The sequence below is a fragment of the Pararcticibacter amylolyticus genome (assembly GCF_003130405.1).
Lineage (GTDB): Bacteria > Bacteroidota > Bacteroidia > Sphingobacteriales > Sphingobacteriaceae > Arcticibacter > Arcticibacter amylolyticus.
Genome location: NZ_QEAS01000012.1, coordinates 1 through 18,137, shown reverse-complemented (window position 1 = coordinate 18,137; position 18,137 = coordinate 1). Strand labels below are relative to the sequence as shown.

Sequence of the window (18,137 nt, the reverse complement as noted above, 5' to 3'; positions counted from 1 at the left end):
AACAGCAAAAGAAATGAAGATCAATAAATATATATATATGCTTGTAGCTTTAGTTGCTATAGCTACTGGATGTAAGGACGATTTTTTAGAAGAGAAGAGAGATTACGGTGCAGTTGATGAGGAAACTTTCAGAAATCCCGTCTTGGCGCAGGCATATGTTGACTACGTATATGGAATGTTCCTCCCTGCCGGAAATGCGCAGGCTTTTATAGTAGACCAGTCGGCTACAGATAATGGTGGGTATAATAATGTATTCACACAAACAACTGAAGAGTTAGCTGGAGAGACTACCTGGAATAAAGTTTGGGCGAAAATATCTTACGAATTTGATCATGCAGATAAGTACTTCGGCCAAAGAATGGGTACCAGTATGGCCAATAATACTTGGACAAGACTTCGTGAAATTAACGTATTTCTTACTGAAGTGGATAAGTATGGAATGGCTGACGACGTGAAAAATAAGTTAAAGGGACAGCTTTACTTCTGGAGAGGGTGGCAATATTTTCAGCTTTGGAGACTTTATGGAGGAGTACCGATTGTATTGACCCCTCAACAACCGACCAGTGATGCTCAAGACACTAAAACGCCACGCAGTACTTCAGAGGAAACCTTAAATCAAATCATTGCTGATTTGGATATGGCGCAAAGTTTGCTTCCTGGTTCCTGGCCTAGCTCGGATTGGGGTCGTATAACCAGTGGTGGTGCTGCTGCTTTAAAAGGCAGGGCCTTGTTAACTTGGGCCAGTCCGCTTTTTAATAGAAATGACGACAAGACCCGCTGGCAGAGAGCATATGATGCTAACCTTGCTGCGAAAAACTTGTTGGAAGCTAACGGATTTGGATTATACAAAACCGGTTCACTTGAAAATGCTACTGCATGGGGGAATATGTTCCTTCAGGAAGTTTCTAATCCGGAAGCTGTTATTGTCTTTGGGTTTAACAACGTTCAAAGCGGTAATGCACAGAAAAATAACGGTTGGGAACAAGCTATTCGTCCAAGATCTGCAGGAGGAAGTGGCTCGATCTCTCCCACTAGGGAAATGATTGAATCGTTTCCGATGAAAGATGGAAAGATGGCGGGAAGCTCTGCATATACATATGATCAAAACAAATTCTATAAAAATCGTGATCCACGATTTTATAAGACATTTGTCTATACTGGTGCATCATGGCCATATGTCGGAACTTCGGGAGTTGTAAATTTCAGGTTGTGGAATTACGTTTGGAAGCAAAGCGCATCGGCATCAAGCTATAATGGTGCTGCAGAGGCTAATCCTAATGCCAGCGGTGTATACATATGCAAGGCTAGTAACCCTAGTGCTTCAAGCGCTCTTGGTAATTTCAATTTCAGCGGAACTGACTTTATGGAAATGCGTTTCGCTGAAGTAGTTCTCAATCTCGCAGAGTCTGCTATTGGAAGTGATAAACTGATGGAAGGCCGGAATCTTATTAGGTCTATTAGAGAGCGAGCTGGAGTTGAGAACTTAGATGGAAACTATGGTCTTAGTAATATAACAGATCGTGACGATTTGTTTGCTGCTGTCCTGAACGAACGTAAAGTGGAATTTGCCTACGAAAATAAGCGTTTTTGGGATTTGAGACGGTGGATGCTTTTTGGTGGTGATGAGGTAAGTGATGCTATCCTGGCTCGTTTGAAGATGCGACCTTTGAATGGAACACGAAGAACCGGTTATCGGATTGTGGTTAAGAAGACTGACGGGACTGACTATGTCGGAACTGCCAATCCACTAATCGCTGGTGGTTTAGCTGATCGTGAAACAACCCCTATTGATGAACTTTACGACAAGTATTTGAAGGTTACCTCTAAGGATGATTTGGATCCTACTAACCCTGCTGGATGGAAATTCACGTGGTATAAAGAATACTATTTCTTTGGGTTACACCAGAATGTACTTACAAGCTCTCCTTACCTCGAACAAACAACAGGTTGGAATAGCTTAAATGGAATGGGAACATTTGATCCATTGAAGTAATAAAATAGTATACAAGGTACTAGCTTGTTGAAAGGACGTCTTATAAATAATGAGACGTCCTTTTTTATTGAATGATTTGGTCTTTATATCACTTGCTTTGTATCAGTTTGTTGAATATTCAAGCAATTTTGCACTTTAAAGTTTCAGCTGACCCAAAATCAATCTTGTTCGCGTCTATCTTAAAGGATTAGTACCTAACACCTTTTTAATCTTTAGCATGTTATATTCGTAATGCCTATTTATTAGACGTCCTATGTCGGGCTTGTAAGTTGTAAGAAAGCGATCTTTATTTTGATTATTTGATATTATCTATCTTAACCAATTAATAAACTGTGTTCATTTTTGTTAAAAAAATGGAGATTTGATAAGATAGCGATATGACAGGCGAAACTGGTGGGCTTTTTTTGAATGCTAATATTATACAGAATATTGGAAAAATAATATAGGAAAAGCCATTTTCATCTGGTTATATTTGTTATATAAAGTTCTTTTTATAGACTAACTAACTGATTTAAACTAACAAACACATAACAACCTGCGATTAACTTTTAAGTTCTATAAGGAAGAATTGCTTTTTAACAACTTACTCGGTTAAACTGAAGTGTAAATCAAAATAAACAATCACCAACCAATTTTTAACCAGATAGAAATCAACTATGTCATAGAGAAAGCTACCACCGCATCAATCATTTCAACCGCTCATAAGGACGGTTATCTTCAAGAATTCCACCTTCAAAAAGGTGCTGGGAGAGGTCTGACTTTACAAATTAACGAAAGGAATATGAAAAGAAAATTACAAAAGCAACTCTATCAGAGAATTAGCCTGCGGCTTATATGTTTTTTGGTACTATCATCTGGACTGCCAGGTATTTCTTACGCCACGAACCGGGAACGTTCGGAGGTTACGGCCAGAGTTAACCTCACAGGAACCGTCAAAGACAGTAAAGGGGAGCCTTTACCTGGAGTTTCTGTTAAGATTAAAGGAACAAGCACTGGTGCCAGTACAGACGTAAATGGCGTATTTAGGATCAATCTTCCTACCGGCAATGAAACACTGGTTTTTACTTATGTCGGATTTACCACAAAAGAAATTGCAGTTAACGGAAGAACGCAACTTAATGTGGAACTGGCTGAATCAACCCAGGGACTGGATGAGGTTGTGGTGACAGGTTACGGCACGAAAAAGAAATCAGAGCTGATCGGCTCAGTAGCTACTATCAGCGGTGAAGAATTAATGGATATTCCGGCTCCGAACATAGCAGGAGCCTTGCGTAATAAAATTGCTGGTGTAAGTGTGGACCAGACATCCGGAAGGCCGGGTGCCTCGATTACTTTAAACATTAGAAATGCCAGTATTTCTGAACAATCGCCTGCTGGAACAACTGCCGAACCCCTCTATATTGTCGACGGGATTACTGTTGGAAGAGATGCTTTCAACGCAATCGACCCCTCTATGATCGAGAATCTTACATTTCTGAAAGATGCATCAGCTGCTATTTACGGTGCTTCTGGAGCAAAGGGAGTTGTTCTGGTAACCACAAAGAGAGGAAAGGAAGGAAAGCCCAGCCTGAGTTATAACGGCTACTTCGGCGTGTCTGATGCGGCGAGTACGCCGGATATGCTGTCTGGTTATGATCATGCCGTTTTATTAAATGATACGTACCGGATCTTTAATAAAGGCGGTGACACGTTTTTTCTAGAAGAGGATCTGGAATACATCAAAGGATTAAACTATAAGAGCTGGTTCGATGAGCTGTGGAAATCAGCTTTTACGCAAAGACATAATTTAAGTATATCTGGTGGGAGTGAAAAAATTACATTCTTTGCAGGAGGCAATTATCAGAATGAGAATGGTAATTATGCCGGGCTGAAACAGGATAAATATGGCTTCAGGAGTGGTGTAACTGCCACTATTCTGGAAGGGTTAAAAGCAGATATTGCTTTTAATGTTGATCATACAATACGGAAAAGTAAGAACAGCGTCACTGAGGACGACCAATCCTTCTTTGAGTCAATGATTTCAGTGCCTCGTTGGGTTCCAATCAGTATTGATGGAATGCCTGTTAATTTTAACAACGCTTCTTTAAAAAATCCTCTCGCTGTTCTTCAGTCAGGTTATTACGACGACAGAAAAACTCAGGGATATCGTATTAATGCCAGCTTGACTTACCAGCCGCGTTTTTTAAAAGGTTTAACGGCGAAATTACAGGTTTCTCAGGGAGGGGACAATTCTACAGGAACAGTGTATGAAGCTCCCTATAAATTATATAATTTCTTGAGAATGGGAAATAATTCGGCGCTTTATAGCACCGAGTTAAATCCTGATCCCACTAAACAGACATTTGATGCCGTTTCATCAGCAAACAGTAAGATTCAACCTGGTCTGAAACGAAGCAATAGTTACCAGGGCTTTTTTACTTTACAGTACGGAAACACTTTTGGTCAGCATAGCTTTGATATAATTGTTGGAGGTGAACAATCTGTTTCAGACTCCGAAGATTTGACTGTTTATTGGCAAAATCAGCTCATTCCCGGATCTGATGATTATTGGGCATTTGACGTGAATACGCTGACCCGGCATTCAAGACAAATTTACGAAACTACCAAACGCTCCTTTTTTAGTCGTTTAAATTATGATATCGACAAAAAGTACCTTTTGGAGGCAGTAGCACGTCTCGATGCTTCCTCTAACTTCGCTTCGGGGAACCGTTGGGGTTTATCACCCAGCATTGGCCTTGGTTGGGTGGTGAGTAAAGAAGATTTCTTTAAAGATAATGTACCTTTTATTGACTTTTTGAAATTAAAGGTGAATTATGGTATCACAGGGGACGATCGTATTGACCAAAGATTGTGGCAGGAAAGATATACGGTAGATGTGACGAACGGATATCTTTATGGAAATACAAATACCAATGGAATAAATCCATCTGTCTTCCCCAATCCGGATATAACCTGGGAAAAGAAGCAAACTTTCAATGCGGGGGTAGAGCTGTCTATGTTCAATAATAAACTGGATTTAAGTGTTGAAGTCTTCAGAAATTATACATATGATGGTTTTGATAAAGGCGGGAATAACAGGTTTCCGTTTTATGCAGGGTTTTTAGCTCCGGCTGTAAATTACAGAGAAGCATATAACTGGGGATCTGAATTTAATATTGGATACAAAGCAAAGCTGGCAAAAGATCTGAACTTGAGTACCAGCATAAACTTCAGCTATGGCAATTCTGTGATTGACAGGGTAATCTATACTCCTGGTGACTTACAGGAGAATCGCGCTACAAAATGGTTGACTTTTGGAACGGATCCAAGAAAATATAATAGTTCAAACATCGGTCTTAAGTCAAACGGAATGTTCAGAACACAGGCTGAGGTTGACGCTTTTTTACTGGAAAATCCGAATTATACGGTGTATGCGCAAGCCCCTCAGGCAGGGTGGTTGCGTTATGAAGATACGAATGGCGATGGTATTATCAATGATTATGATATGGTTCCATTATTCAATAATACAAACCCATTCTTTTCATCCGGAATCTCACTTAATTTAAGCTATAAAGCTTTTAGTCTGAATAGTAGTATATATGCCAAACTGGGCGGAAAAGTATTTTATGACAGTAAGGCACGTAGCGCACCCTCGAATACCAGAAATATTCTCGCTATCTGGAAGGATAGATGGACACCGGAAAATCCGATGGAGGGAAAGTATCCAAGGTTTGACGATCCTTCAATCGGCAAAAACTCAGATTTCTGGGCTGTGGATGGAACTACTATCCGTGTTAATAATATGACTTTAAGTTATAAGCTACCATCTTCTTTGGCTAACAGGTTGGGAATAGGTGGAGCAAGAGCTTTATTAACCGGAAATAATCTATGGACAATCGTAAACCCGTTAAAGTATAAGGATCCGTATACATCCACGGCGTATGATTATCCAACCATCAGAACAATTTCTTTGGGTTTCAGTGTTAACTTTTAATTTTTGAGTGATGAGAAGATATAAACAAACTGTGAGAAGGTATTTAGTATATACATTAGCAGCACTTTCATTCACAGCATGTATAAATAAGGATGAGTTTTTCGAATTGAGAGATAGAGGCGGAATGGATGCTGCAATTTGGAGTACAGAAGGGGCTGTTCAGCTGCATCTGAATAGAACATACGAGGTGGTAATGCCTCAGTTTCCCTTCCAGGATAATAATTCAGAGACCGCCGGAGGCCGTGTTGGTGTTCATTATGCAAGTGATGAGAATTATTTTCCAACTTCTGATCAGTATACCAGGGCTGCATTAGGGTTACAAGGAGTACTTGGCAATAATGACGTCCGGTTTGTGGGGAATAAATATGGTTTCAATGCCGGTAACAATAAATATTTAGATATCTCCCGCTGTAATAATGCTATTAAGTTTATCCCGCAAGGGACTATGCCTGAATCTTCAAAGAAAGCTATCTTAGGGCAATACCATGCTTTGAGAGCAATGGTATATTTTGATCTGGTGAAGGTATATGGCGGTGTTCCTCTTGTACTGGAACCCCAGGATCCCGAAAATATTCAAGTTAGCGGAAGAGCTAGCGCCAGGGAGTGCTTCCAGGCAATTATAACGGATTTAGACTCTGCTATCAATAAACTAAATAACATTGAGTGGCAAGATGAAAACGGTAGAGGGAAGTTGACAAAATTAGCGGCGACCTGCTTAAAAGCTAAAGTCCTTCTGTATTGGGCAAGTCCACAATTCAATCCTAATAACGAGGCTGGGAGATGGGATGAGGCTCTTAAGGCAAACGAAGAAGCTTACAATCTATGTTTGGCCTCTGGTCGGGAACTGCATCCGAATTATTCAACTATCTTTCAAACGGAGGGTACAGCCAATAAGGAAGTTATTATGGTGCGCACTTATAGCAGTACAATAGAGAGACGGGGCCACGATGGCGAGAGAAGATCCAGGCCGAGCTCTGAAGGTGGCTCACCGCATAATGGTTATCGAGCTACTACTCTGTTGTTGAATGCCTATCCAATGGCGGACGGCAATAAGATAGGCCAGAGTGCCTACCCATATGACGATTTAATGTTTTGGCAAAACAGGGATCCTAGGTTTAAGGCGACAATAGCCTATAATGGAGGTGAGTGGCCGTTGAGCGGAAATTCAACCAGGAAACAATGGACTTATGTTGGCGCCATCAACGAGGGAACGCTAATGGGGGTATACTGCAAGCGTTTTACTACACCCTCACTTCCGACTTCATCGGTAGCATATTCAAGCAACATTGGGGGAAGCGGAATGGATTGGATTGAAATGAGATTTGCGGAGGTGATTTTGAATTATGCAGAATGCGCTAACGAAACCGGTAATCTGGCACTCGCTAAAGATATGGTTCGGAAAATAAGAGTAAGGGCCGGTATTGAACAAGGAACTGCTGGTAATGATTACGGATTAGGTGCTGCATCCGATCAGGTAAAAATGCGCGATTTGATTATAAATGAGCGGATGATCGAATTTGCATTTGAGCATAAGCGCAATGCTGACTTGCGCAGGACACGCAGAATGCATTTATTAAGCGGTAGTTTGACTACGATTGAAATCAGGTTAACAAACTCAAACTATAAAACTGAATTAGAGAATATTGTTAATCCTTCTACCGGCCAAAGATTCAGAGAGACAATTAATATTGAAGATCGTTCTGTTTATAGTAAATACTTCAGTAAAGTTATTGTCACCCCATCGGGATATCAGCCATATAACATTCCTGAATTTCATTATTTCTATACTTTTCATGATGATTTTGTGAATACCGGCGTAAATATACAACCCACTATTGGCTGGTCCGGCGGTACATTTGATCCACTTGCTGACTAGTTTTATAATGTTGCATACTCAATTGAAGAAAAATGAAACGTAAAAATATATTGTTGCTTTACATCTCTGTAATAGCTATGCTTATTGCAACATCCTGCAAAAAGGAATCAGAGAATATTTTTAACATGTTTACAGATGTTTCAGTGACATTTCATGGCGATGATCCCCTGAGTGTAACTGATTACAAACTGGTAAATGACGGAGACGTGGTGTATATTGATTATACTATTACCTCTGCAAAAGAGGATATGTATTATATTGTTGTTGAAAAATCTGAAGGAAGCAGAACTGAGCCGCAACGGACCTCCACTTCTATAACCGATGAAACCAAAAGAAGAGAATATTCCGGACGGGTTACATTAACAATGTTGCGGGACGGCAAAACCAGTTATAGAATCTATCCCATGAACAAGAAGAACTATTATATGGGAGATGGTGGCAAATCTGTTACAATAGAAGTCAGACCGAGCTATATTCATTATCCCAATAGAAGGCTTTATACACCTGATACAGCCACCCGGGTAGCTCCCTGTTACTTTTCAATACAAAGGGGGGAAGTATTCAGCTATACAAGCGGGAAAGAAAACTCTGCAGATATAGACTTTGGGTTATACAGGACATGGACGATCAATACCACCACTAATACAGTTGAATATAGGTATAATATTTACGCGTTAAATGTTACCCCAAATCCTTTAGGCGTTTATGACATTAGTACCTGGCAAAAAAAGGCAACACTTTTTAAGTCTCCAGCTAGTGGAGGGCTCACTATCTTTAACACTACACTAGTGTCTGCAAAATCGATCGAGACCGCAGCAAAGGCAGGTAGCGCTATTAATCTTAAACAGACAACAACAAATTTGGCAAGCGGAAACCTGATCTATTTTCTGACTGCGGAAGGTAAATACGGCGCAATCTATATAAATTCTTTGACTAAGGACTTGGAAGAGAAGCCCTATTTGGATATTAGTGTGAAAGTGCAGAAATAAATAGCTAAAGTTCTGGAAGAGGCTGCACAATGTAGCCTCTTCTTATTAAATTACCTTGTTTTGCCTGCGTATTTGTTCTATTTTCTTCTAAATTCATTTTGCAAGAGTATACTTAAATATATCTGGCACTTTACTAAAAAATGCTTTTGATGTACTTATCCTAAATTGAAAGCAAATCTGGATTACGAAAAAAGGGGCTTTGCCCGATGGAGGGCAAACTACTTTGCGTTCAATTTCTTTATCAACAAGTTCAACGACACCAATCAAAATTGTAAAATGATTAACGTTTTAACTGCTGTTGTTCTATTGCTGAATTTTGGATATCAAAACGTTGGGCAATCGGGATACAAAGTGTATCCTGCAAAATTAGTTTGGCCTAAGTTTACGGATCAGGCTGGCTTTACTAAATTCTGGAGCCATGACGAAGGAGTTAAAGAATTATATCGTAAGCTTCGGGATGATGATGATTATCAAGTTTACAACTATGGATTCGAAATCTCTAAAGACGGGAAAATATATGGGGAAAGCTGGAATGATGAAAGTTTGCTTTTAAACATCATTAATTATTTCAAAAAAACAAGTTGGACGCCAGCTTATAGACCAGGGTGTTTTAAATGTAAGGAAAGAGTGTATGGAATGCTAGAGATTTCAGTTGTGCCGAACAAAAAAATCATCAAACTCAGAATTGATGTTGGCGATGGCGTTTTGAGAGGTGGACTGAAAACAGTCTCTATTTATACTAGAGAAAAAAAGATAGAGGAATAATAACGATATTTTCTGATAACCTTGAAGAAATGGCGGAAATATTTGATTGCATAGTATTAGACTATTGCTCTCTAATCAAGCATTCAATGAATTTTATTTAAATTAAGGCATTTTAAGTTGTTCAGTATCAAAATCGTCTGGAAGTGCGAAACTGCCTGTCTTTTCAGTTAGTGTACCTGTATTAATAGGCTTTGGTGCTGGCAATCAGCTAATGAATATTTTGATCAGAGAGTAGGGGGACGTACCGTCTTTAGCCTCTTTCTAAGTGCCAGTGAGGCCCTCGTGCGGAACCAGTCGGGACCGCTGGTGAGCTGGTTCGAGACTCGGCCGCCCCCTCGTGCGGACACGTTCGGCAAAATCGTAGAAAAATGAACGCTACGTGACACAGCGGGGATGAACAGAGGCCGTCTGCCAATATCCTGGTTCCAGCGAACTTTATCTCCTGACAGATGTATCAGGAACAGATTTTATACCTTCTGACCGCTTATATCACATCAATTTTTCTGATAACTATAACTTGAGAAGACATTATAAAAAGTGATAGAAATTTAGTTTTTTTAAAAAATATTCGCATCACCAGATTTATGTCTAATTATAAGCAGTTAGATGAAAAAGAGCTTTTAATGCTATTGAAAGTACAGGATCATCGCGCTTTTGAAGAGCTCTATAAGCGAAACTGGGAATCCTCCTATAAGGTAGCCTGCAAGCGTTTGAGGGACAAAGAAACCTGTAAAGACATTGTTCATGATGTTTTTGCTGATCTATGGAACCAAAGTAATAAGAAGGATATCGAAAACCTGTCACCTTATCTTCACACTGCGGTTAGATACAAGATATATAGCCTGATGACTAAGGGCCGGATGAGCCCTCATTTTGTTGAGCCCTTCGAGAATATGGCTGCATCATCTTTAACAGCAGATGCCTGGTTCCAGTATAGTGAGCTGGAACATCTTGTTTCGCTCTGGATAGAGACACTGCCGGAAAAGCGGCGTAAGATTTTTCAATTGCGGTATATGGAAAATTTAACCACGAAAGAAATCAGCGTCCTGTTGAACATATCCCAAAAAACAGTTCAAAATCAATTGGCAACATCCCTGCGCGATCTGCAGAGCTATATTGGGCATTACCTCAGTGTTGTCATGATCCTGTATTCATACTTTAAATAATTCAGAGCAAACCTTCTCGGATGGTTCGTTTTATGCCTGGTTCTTTTGCCTTCCGTCCCCTCTCTCAAAAAAAGTAAAAATAGTTTTGGGACTTTTTCTTTGTTTTCAGACTATCTATAAAACAAGCATTAAAACCTTTTAGCATAATAAGCAGCAGAAAAGAAATTAAGCCAGTGCAGCCAAAAAGATCGCAGATAGTTCTAATCCTGGCATCCCTAAAGAGGTGATACTAACTGATGAAAAAAGAAATGACAAATGAGAAGATCTTATTACACCAATAAATATCTGCAAAGAATTGCCCGGAAAGTGATATCCGGAAAAGCGCTGGAATCTGAAAAACGCTTTCTGGATCAGTATTATGACTTTTTTGAAAGTGCAGATAATGGTATGGATGAGCTTTTAGAGAACGAAAAGCAGCTGTTGGAAAAGGAGATCTGGAAGAGATTAAATAATACTACCCGCAAGACGGGAAGCCAATCTTTCAAATTATACAGTTTGTCCCGGATAGTTGCGGCCGCATCTGTACTGATCATTTTTTCAGCAGGCTTGTACTTCGCACTTCGCTGGCCGGCGGCTACCAGCTTCGTCCAGAAAACGCATCCTGCTAATCATCCAATTACTTACGGAAGCAAGAAGGCGGTGCTGATACTGTCTGACGGATCAAAGGTCATTCTCGACGGTAGATCAGGAGGAACCATTGTCAGACAGACGGGCGTTGAGATTTCGCAAGCCAGCGACGGGCAAATTGTTTACCGGGCAATTTCAGATAATGCTGAAGCTGCAGCGAAAAATTTTAATACGATGCAGACGCCAAGAGGAGGAATTTATCAAATTGACCTGCCGGACGGAACCAAAGTCTGGCTGAATTCAGCATCTACGCTGAGATATCCTCTGGCCTTCAGTGGGAATGAACGGAAAGTGGAGCTGGAAGGTGAAGCTTATTTTGAGGTTACCGGCAACAGGCAGATGCCATTTAAAGTAGCTTGTAAAAAGCAGCTTGTGGAAGTTCTGGGAACCCATTTCAATATCAATTCTTATGAGGACGAACTTACTGGTAAGACAACGCTGCTGGAAGGAAGTGTCCGTGTCAATTTGGTCAATACAGGGGAGTCTAAAATACTCCTTCCGGGCCAGCAGGCTATTGTCAGGCAGAGTGAACTGAAAGTAAAGAATGTTGACACAGAGAATGTCATGGCCTGGAAGAATGGCTTGTTTCAGTTTGATAATGAAGATATACATACCATTATGAATAAAATAGCGAGGTGGTATGATGTTGAGATCACATATGAAAGCGGGCTGAAAACAATGCGGTTCGGTGGTACGGTGTCCCGGTATTCAGATCTTCAGATGGTGCTGAAAAAACTCGAGTTAACCAATACAATTCACTTTAAAATTGATGGAAGGAGAATAACTGTTATGAAATAAGAATACAACCAATCAAAAAAGATCGGGATGCTACCAACATACCCGATCGGTTGCCTGAGGCAATTGTCAAGAAAAGTTTTTCACGCATTTTACTTAACATCCAAATGTACAAAATCAACATTGAATTTAAATGCAAGGGGATTGCTTTGCCTTTTTTTAAGCCGCTGATTATTATGAAGCTCATAATACTGTTAATCGCAGGAACCTTATTGCAGGCTTCAGCAGTAACGAGAGCCCAGAGTGTTACTGTTAAAGTGAATAAAGCTTCCCTGGAAGATGTATTCAATATCCTGCACAAACAAACGGGATATAATTTTATCTACAATTCGGAAATGCTGGAGGAAACGGTTCCAGTGGATATTCACGCTAAAAATATACCGCTGGAAGTTGTTTTGAAAGCATGTTTCAAGGATCAGTCATTAAGTTATGTGATTGATGATAAGACTGTCGTAGTATATAAAGGCGTTAATCCGCCTGATATAGCCTCGCCTCCTGTCAGAATTACTGGTACTGTCTATGACCGGACATATGGTGAAGCGCTTATCGGGGTTACCGTCAGGGTGAAGGGGACGCAGCTCGGATCTGTTACAGACGCCAACGGGAAATTCACCATAGAGGTGCCCTATGCTGAAGCTATACTGGTATTCTCATACGTGGGTTTTCAGCCTTCTGAAATGCCGTTACAGGGAAAGAAGCAGGTAAAGGTGTACATGGTAGAAGATTCCCGGGCACTGCAGGAAGTAGTGGTGGTGGGCTATAACAAGCAAAGGAAAGAGACCCTTGTCGGATCGGTTGCTACCATTACCACCAAAGATCTGCAGCAGAGTCCAACGGCCAATGTAAACAACGCCCTGGCAGGCCGCTTACCCGGACTGATCGCCAATCAGTATAAAGGTGGAGAAGTGGGGGTAGATAAGAGTGAGATTTTCATCAGGGGGAAAGCAACGTATGGGGATCAATCGCCTATTGTTATTATAGATGGGGTTGAACGGGATATGAGCTATCTGTCTGCCGACGAAATCGAGACGTTTACTATACTGAAAGATGCGTCGGCAACTGCCGCTTATGGCATCAGGGGAGCCAATGGTGTTATCGTAATCTCTACCAAGCGCGGGCAGGCTGCGGAAAAAGCAACAGTCAATTTCAAGCTGGCCAGTGGGTATAACAATCCCGTAAAATTTCCAAAATACCTCGGGTCGGCCGACTACGCTATGCTGTACAATGAGGCGAAAATAAATGATGCGAAGATGAATGGATCCGACGTATCAGCTCTTAAACTATTTTCCCAGGATGCTATTGATAAGTTCAGGATGGCTAAAGGGGATAATTCAGATGGATTGGGATATAACTGGGACTATTTTGATTATATCTTCAAAACCTCTACGCAACAGGATTACTCTCTTTCGATCAGAGGGGGGACTGACAAGGCCCGCTATTATGTTTTGGGAAATCTCTTTAACCAGGGAGGAAACTTTAAACATATCAACGACGCGAATGCGGATGTGGAATCTAAGTTTGAACGGTATAATTTCAGATCGAACATTGATATTAATATTACAGAGAGATTTTGGGCGCGCCTGGACCTTGGCGCGCGTATTACAGACCGGACATCACCGGGAACGTCTGCCGGGAAGGTAATTACCCTGGCTATTACGCAGCCTTCCTATCTTCCTATCACACTGGAAAATAACGGGAATGCGGCGAATGCCGCTTACCAGGTAAATAATCCTTACGGAATGCTGTATGGGAATAATATCAACAGGCTGAATGTCCTGGGCGAGTTAAGCAGGACCGGTTACCAGAATGAAAAGAATACATACCTGGATGGAACCTTTGCCCTTGGTCATAACCTTGATTTTATTACAAAAGGGCTGAAGGTTGAAGCTTCATTTTCATACGATGCCTCGGAAGGACGGTGGTTAAGAAGAGATGTCGAATACTACTCGGAAGGTTATGCACAGTATCCCGGTTACGCCACATTTGTGCCTGCGAGCGGAGCAGACGTTTATATGGAGCCTGGACATTATGATGGAGCTTATCAGAATGGTAATAAATATGTGATCGATCAGACCCTTCGCAACGATCTTAGTACAAATGCTCATGTAAGTAAAACGTATTACCAGTTCAGGGCTGATTATGCCAGGACCTTTGATGAGCTTCATGAAGTTTCGGGAATGGTACTTCTCAACCGTTCTCTCAGGACTTCAGATAAGGATATTGCCTATTGTTACCAGGGTATTACCGGCAGGGCGTCCTATTACTATGACGAGAAATATCTCGCGGAGTTCAACTTTGGCTATAATGGATCTGAAAACTTTGCTCCGGATAAACGGTACGGATTTTTTCCTGCTGCCTCACTTGGCTGGATCATCAGCAAAGAAAGTTTCATGGAGTCTTCAAAAGGCTGGCTGGATCAGTTAAAGATCAGGGGATCTTATGGTTTGGTGGGTAGTGATAAGATCGCGGGCGACAGGTTTGCTTACCTTTCTTACTACAATACGACCGACCATTCCTTCTACTTTGGTCAGAACTTTGGCAGCAGTAGTACGGGTATGGTGGAAGGGCGCCTGCCAAATGAAATTATTACCTGGGAAAAGGCGAAGAAGACTAATATCGGACTGGATGCGGTCTTCTTTAACAACCGGTTGAGTACCACGATTGATGTTTTCAATGAAGACAGGTATGATATTATTACCAACCTGAATGATGGAAATAATAAGGTCGGCTTCCCTTCGGTGGTGGGTAAAGGTGCTCCGTATGTAAATCTCGGAAAGGTGAGAAACCGGGGTATCGACTTTGACCTCTCATGGGATGATAAGATCGGTAAAGACTTCAGGTACTACATTAAACCCAATTTTACGTTCGCCAGGAATAGGCTCATCTACATGAATGAAATACCGAGGCAGGATGGCTGGCGTCAGGAAACCGGAAAGAGCCTGGGACTTAATTATGTGTACGTCTTTGATCATTTTGTATCGGATGACGCGGAAGCTTCTAAACTCAACCAAAGTGGCTACCAGACCTGGGGAACTCTCATTCCCGGAGATGCTGTTTACAAAGATCTGAACAACGACGGGGTGATCGATGATAATGACCGGACCTCAATGGGACATCCCCGGAGTCCGGAGATCCAATTCGGAATACCTTTGGGTGTACAGTATAAAAATTTCGATCTCAGCTTCCTCTTCCAGGGTGCTGCTAATACATCTATACTGTTGTCAGGAGCGGCTGCCTGGGATTTTCCCCAGTATGACCAGGATAAAATAGGCAAAGTTAAAGGTATGCATCTTAACAGGTGGACACCGGAGACTGCTTCGACAGCTACGTATCCTGCTCTGCATATGGGCACCCACGACAACAATAAAAACGACAGGAGCAGTTTGTTTTTGTATGATGCGAAGTATTTGCGGTTGAAAAATATGGAAGTCGGCTATATCCTTCCCCGGCGCCTTACAAAAGCTGCAGGCCTCCAGCAGGTGAGAATCTATGCACAGGGCCTCAACCTGATCACCTGGGACGGCCTGGATAGTGCAGATATAGATCCTGAAACCGGAGACGGCTGGGGTGCCTGGTACCCGATTCAGAAGATATACAATTTTGGGGTTAACGTAACATTCTAAAGTACATACGACATGAAAAGTGCAATATATACGGCTGGATTCATTATTACGATGTTATGTGTTTTTGCATGTAACGATAGTTTCCTTGACAGGGAGCCGGACGACCAGATAACGGAACAACAGGTATTCTCCCGTTATGAGAAAGTCGACAAGCTGGTGAGTGAAGCTTATTACCGGGCCAGGAAGGCGAACAGCCCGCTGGTATTCTTCACTCATTTTTCGTCATCAGCCATAACCGATGAGTGTGAAGGATCTACAGTAGAGGGGAATATCACGAATAATTACAACACGGGCGCCTGGAACCCTAACTCGATACCGGGTAATAACAACGGGCAGTTTTGGGAAGGACTGTATACCAGTATCAGGCATACAAACGTCATCCTTGAGGGCGTCGAAAAATACCAGACTCCGGATAATCCGCTTCAGCCGGGCGACCTGCAATGCAGGATCGGTGAAGTTTATTTTTTGAGGGCTTATTTCCACTTGCTGCTTTTGAGGTTGTATGGTGAGGTTCCCTATATAGATAAGGTGATTAAGAGTGACGACCCGATGCAGTTCAAAAAGGAGTCGGTACATGCAGTCATTGAAAAGATCGTTGCTGATGCGAATGAAGCTTACAACAGAGTGCCTGGATTTTACGGGCAATCAAATATCAATTTTGGAAGGGTAGAAAAAGGAGCCTGTTTAGCCCTGATCGCAGTTGCCAGGTGGATCGGCGCTACTCCTCTCTACAATGGAGCGAAAGATAAATTCGGATATACAGGAACCCGTCAGTTTGAAAGTGAATATACTTATGATGTGAAACGCTGGACGGCGGCAAAGGATGCGGCCGCTGCTGTGATTAATTTTCAGGTGGAGGGAAGGACAAGGTATAGTTTGTACGAAAGGCATGATCAGACGGATTTTAAGGACAATAATAACCAGGACCTGAATAACTCTACTGTTTACGCGCGCCTGTGGGATATGTATTATGACATGAATGCGTTTGAAAACGAGGCGATATTTTTTCTTGCCAGGGATAAGAACCAGGCATGGCAGGGTGATATTTACCCTCCGAGCAGAAGCGGGTCTTCGCGCCAGCAGCCAGTGCAGGAGCAGGTGGATGAGTATGAATATATGGCTCCTGACGGATATGGTTATCCTGTTTACTCTGCTGCAGCCAGAACCGCCGGATATGATGATGCTAACCCTTATCTTCGTCGCGATCCCCGTTTTTACCGTGATATCATTTATCATGGAGCTCCTTACCGGGACAACAGTAACAATAAAAAAACTGTGAATACCGCTACCGGATCAGACAAAGTAGGTGCAACGAATGCCACAACCACGGGATATTATTTACGGAAGTTCCAGAAAGAAGCCTACAACAAAAGCGGAAGCTTTGATATCAATTGTCCTCCTGTCTGGCGGTTACCTGAGTTTATATATATCTACTGCGAGGCGGTCAATGAAAGCAGTGGCCCCAACCAGGAGATCTATGATATGATCAATAAGGTGAGAGCCCGCTCTTTTATGCTCCCGATGCCTCCTTCTGCTAAAATGGATGCAGCCGTAATGAGAGATTATATAAAACGGGAACGCCGTGTGGAGTTCTTCTATGAAGATAAGAGGCCATGGGTATGCAGATTATATCTGGAACCAAATAATGTCGTTGAAACTGCTAAAGAGACTGTTTGGAAAGGAGCGGGATCATCGAATACTGAAAGATCTCAAAACTACTGGAAAGACAATAACGGGGCTTATCCTAAGTGCCAGCGAATGATTAATGGCATGAAGCCTGTGCAGGCCGATGACGGTAAGATTGTAATCAGTGGCGTAAAATATAAAATGGAGCGGTTTTGTGTGGAGGAGAGAGTATTTTCAACTAAACATTATCTATTCCCTATCATGTATACGGAGCTGCAGCGAAGTCCTACTTTGGTGCAAAACCCGGAATGGTAGAAATGAAAAGGCCGCCAAACGGGCGGCTTTTTCGTTTAAGTATCTGCCTCTTTCCCTTGCTAATATCCTACATCACCATGAGAAAATAATACAAAAAAAATAATCGTTCTTATTGCATCTTTGAATTGCTTAGATTCTAACCAGAAAACCGGCAGCTTGAAATGATATATCATTTTGATTGATCAGGAAACACACATATTCCGGTTATAGTATATTTTGAACGATGAAGAGAAGGATTTTTTTAGTTCCGTTACTTGCGGGCATCATAGGCTCCGCCCACGCGCAGTACCCCGATATTCCGGCAGAAATTAAGGCACAGACCGATCAGTTCATGAAAGAAGGCTACCGCCGCTCCGACAGCGCCTGGTTAAAAGCCCTTCCGGTCATAG

9 protein-coding genes are annotated in these 18,137 nt (G+C 41.8%); all 9 read left to right on the top strand.

Annotated features, from left to right (window positions below):
• Nucleotides 1–13 precede the first annotated feature (13 nt).
• The 9 genes from DDR33_RS14885 (at nucleotide 14) to DDR33_RS14845 (ending at nucleotide 17,748) form a co-directional block, all read left to right on the top strand.
• Nucleotides 14–1,993, top strand: a complete 1,980-nt coding sequence (locus DDR33_RS14885; protein ID WP_109416606.1) for a RagB/SusD family nutrient uptake outer membrane protein — start codon at nucleotides 14–16, stop codon at nucleotides 1,991–1,993.
• A 781-nt stretch (nucleotides 1,994–2,774) separates the two neighbouring features.
• Nucleotides 2,775–5,966: a SusC/RagA family TonB-linked outer membrane protein gene (locus DDR33_RS14880; protein WP_109416605.1), complete on the top strand. Its 3,192-nt coding sequence runs from the start codon at nucleotides 2,775–2,777 to the stop codon at nucleotides 5,964–5,966.
• A 10-nt stretch (nucleotides 5,967–5,976) separates the two neighbouring features.
• Nucleotides 5,977–7,842 carry a RagB/SusD family nutrient uptake outer membrane protein gene (locus tag DDR33_RS14875; protein WP_238387815.1) on the top strand — a complete coding sequence of 622 codons (1,866 nt, stop codon included), beginning with the start codon at nucleotides 5,977–5,979 and terminating at the stop codon, nucleotides 7,840–7,842.
• A gap of 32 nt (nucleotides 7,843–7,874) precedes the next feature.
• The gene (locus DDR33_RS14870) at nucleotides 7,875–8,831 is read left to right on the top strand and encodes a hypothetical protein (protein WP_109416603.1); all 957 of its coding nucleotides are present in this window, start codon (nucleotides 7,875–7,877) and stop codon (nucleotides 8,829–8,831) included.
• Nucleotides 8,832–9,107: 276 nt separating this feature from the next.
• On the top strand, nucleotides 9,108–9,596 hold the full coding sequence (locus DDR33_RS14865) for a hypothetical protein (protein WP_146198777.1): 489 nt from the start codon (nucleotides 9,108–9,110) through the stop codon (nucleotides 9,594–9,596).
• Between the two features lie 584 nt (nucleotides 9,597–10,180).
• On the top strand, nucleotides 10,181–10,762 hold the full coding sequence (locus tag DDR33_RS14860) for an RNA polymerase sigma factor (protein ID WP_109416601.1): 582 nt from the start codon (nucleotides 10,181–10,183) through the stop codon (nucleotides 10,760–10,762).
• A gap of 255 nt (nucleotides 10,763–11,017) precedes the next feature.
• The gene (locus tag DDR33_RS14855) at nucleotides 11,018–12,187 is read left to right on the top strand and encodes a FecR family protein (protein ID WP_109416600.1); all 1,170 of its coding nucleotides are present in this window, start codon (nucleotides 11,018–11,020) and stop codon (nucleotides 12,185–12,187) included.
• A 173-nt stretch (nucleotides 12,188–12,360) separates the two neighbouring features.
• A complete protein-coding gene (locus DDR33_RS14850; protein ID WP_202913750.1) occupies nucleotides 12,361–15,807 on the top strand; it encodes a TonB-dependent receptor in 3,447 nt (1,148 codons plus the stop codon).
• Nucleotides 15,808–15,819: 12 nt separating this feature from the next.
• Nucleotides 15,820–17,748 carry a RagB/SusD family nutrient uptake outer membrane protein gene (locus tag DDR33_RS14845; protein WP_109416599.1) on the top strand — a complete coding sequence of 643 codons (1,929 nt, stop codon included), beginning with the start codon at nucleotides 15,820–15,822 and terminating at the stop codon, nucleotides 17,746–17,748.
• The last annotated feature ends 389 nt before the right edge of the window (nucleotides 17,749–18,137 follow it).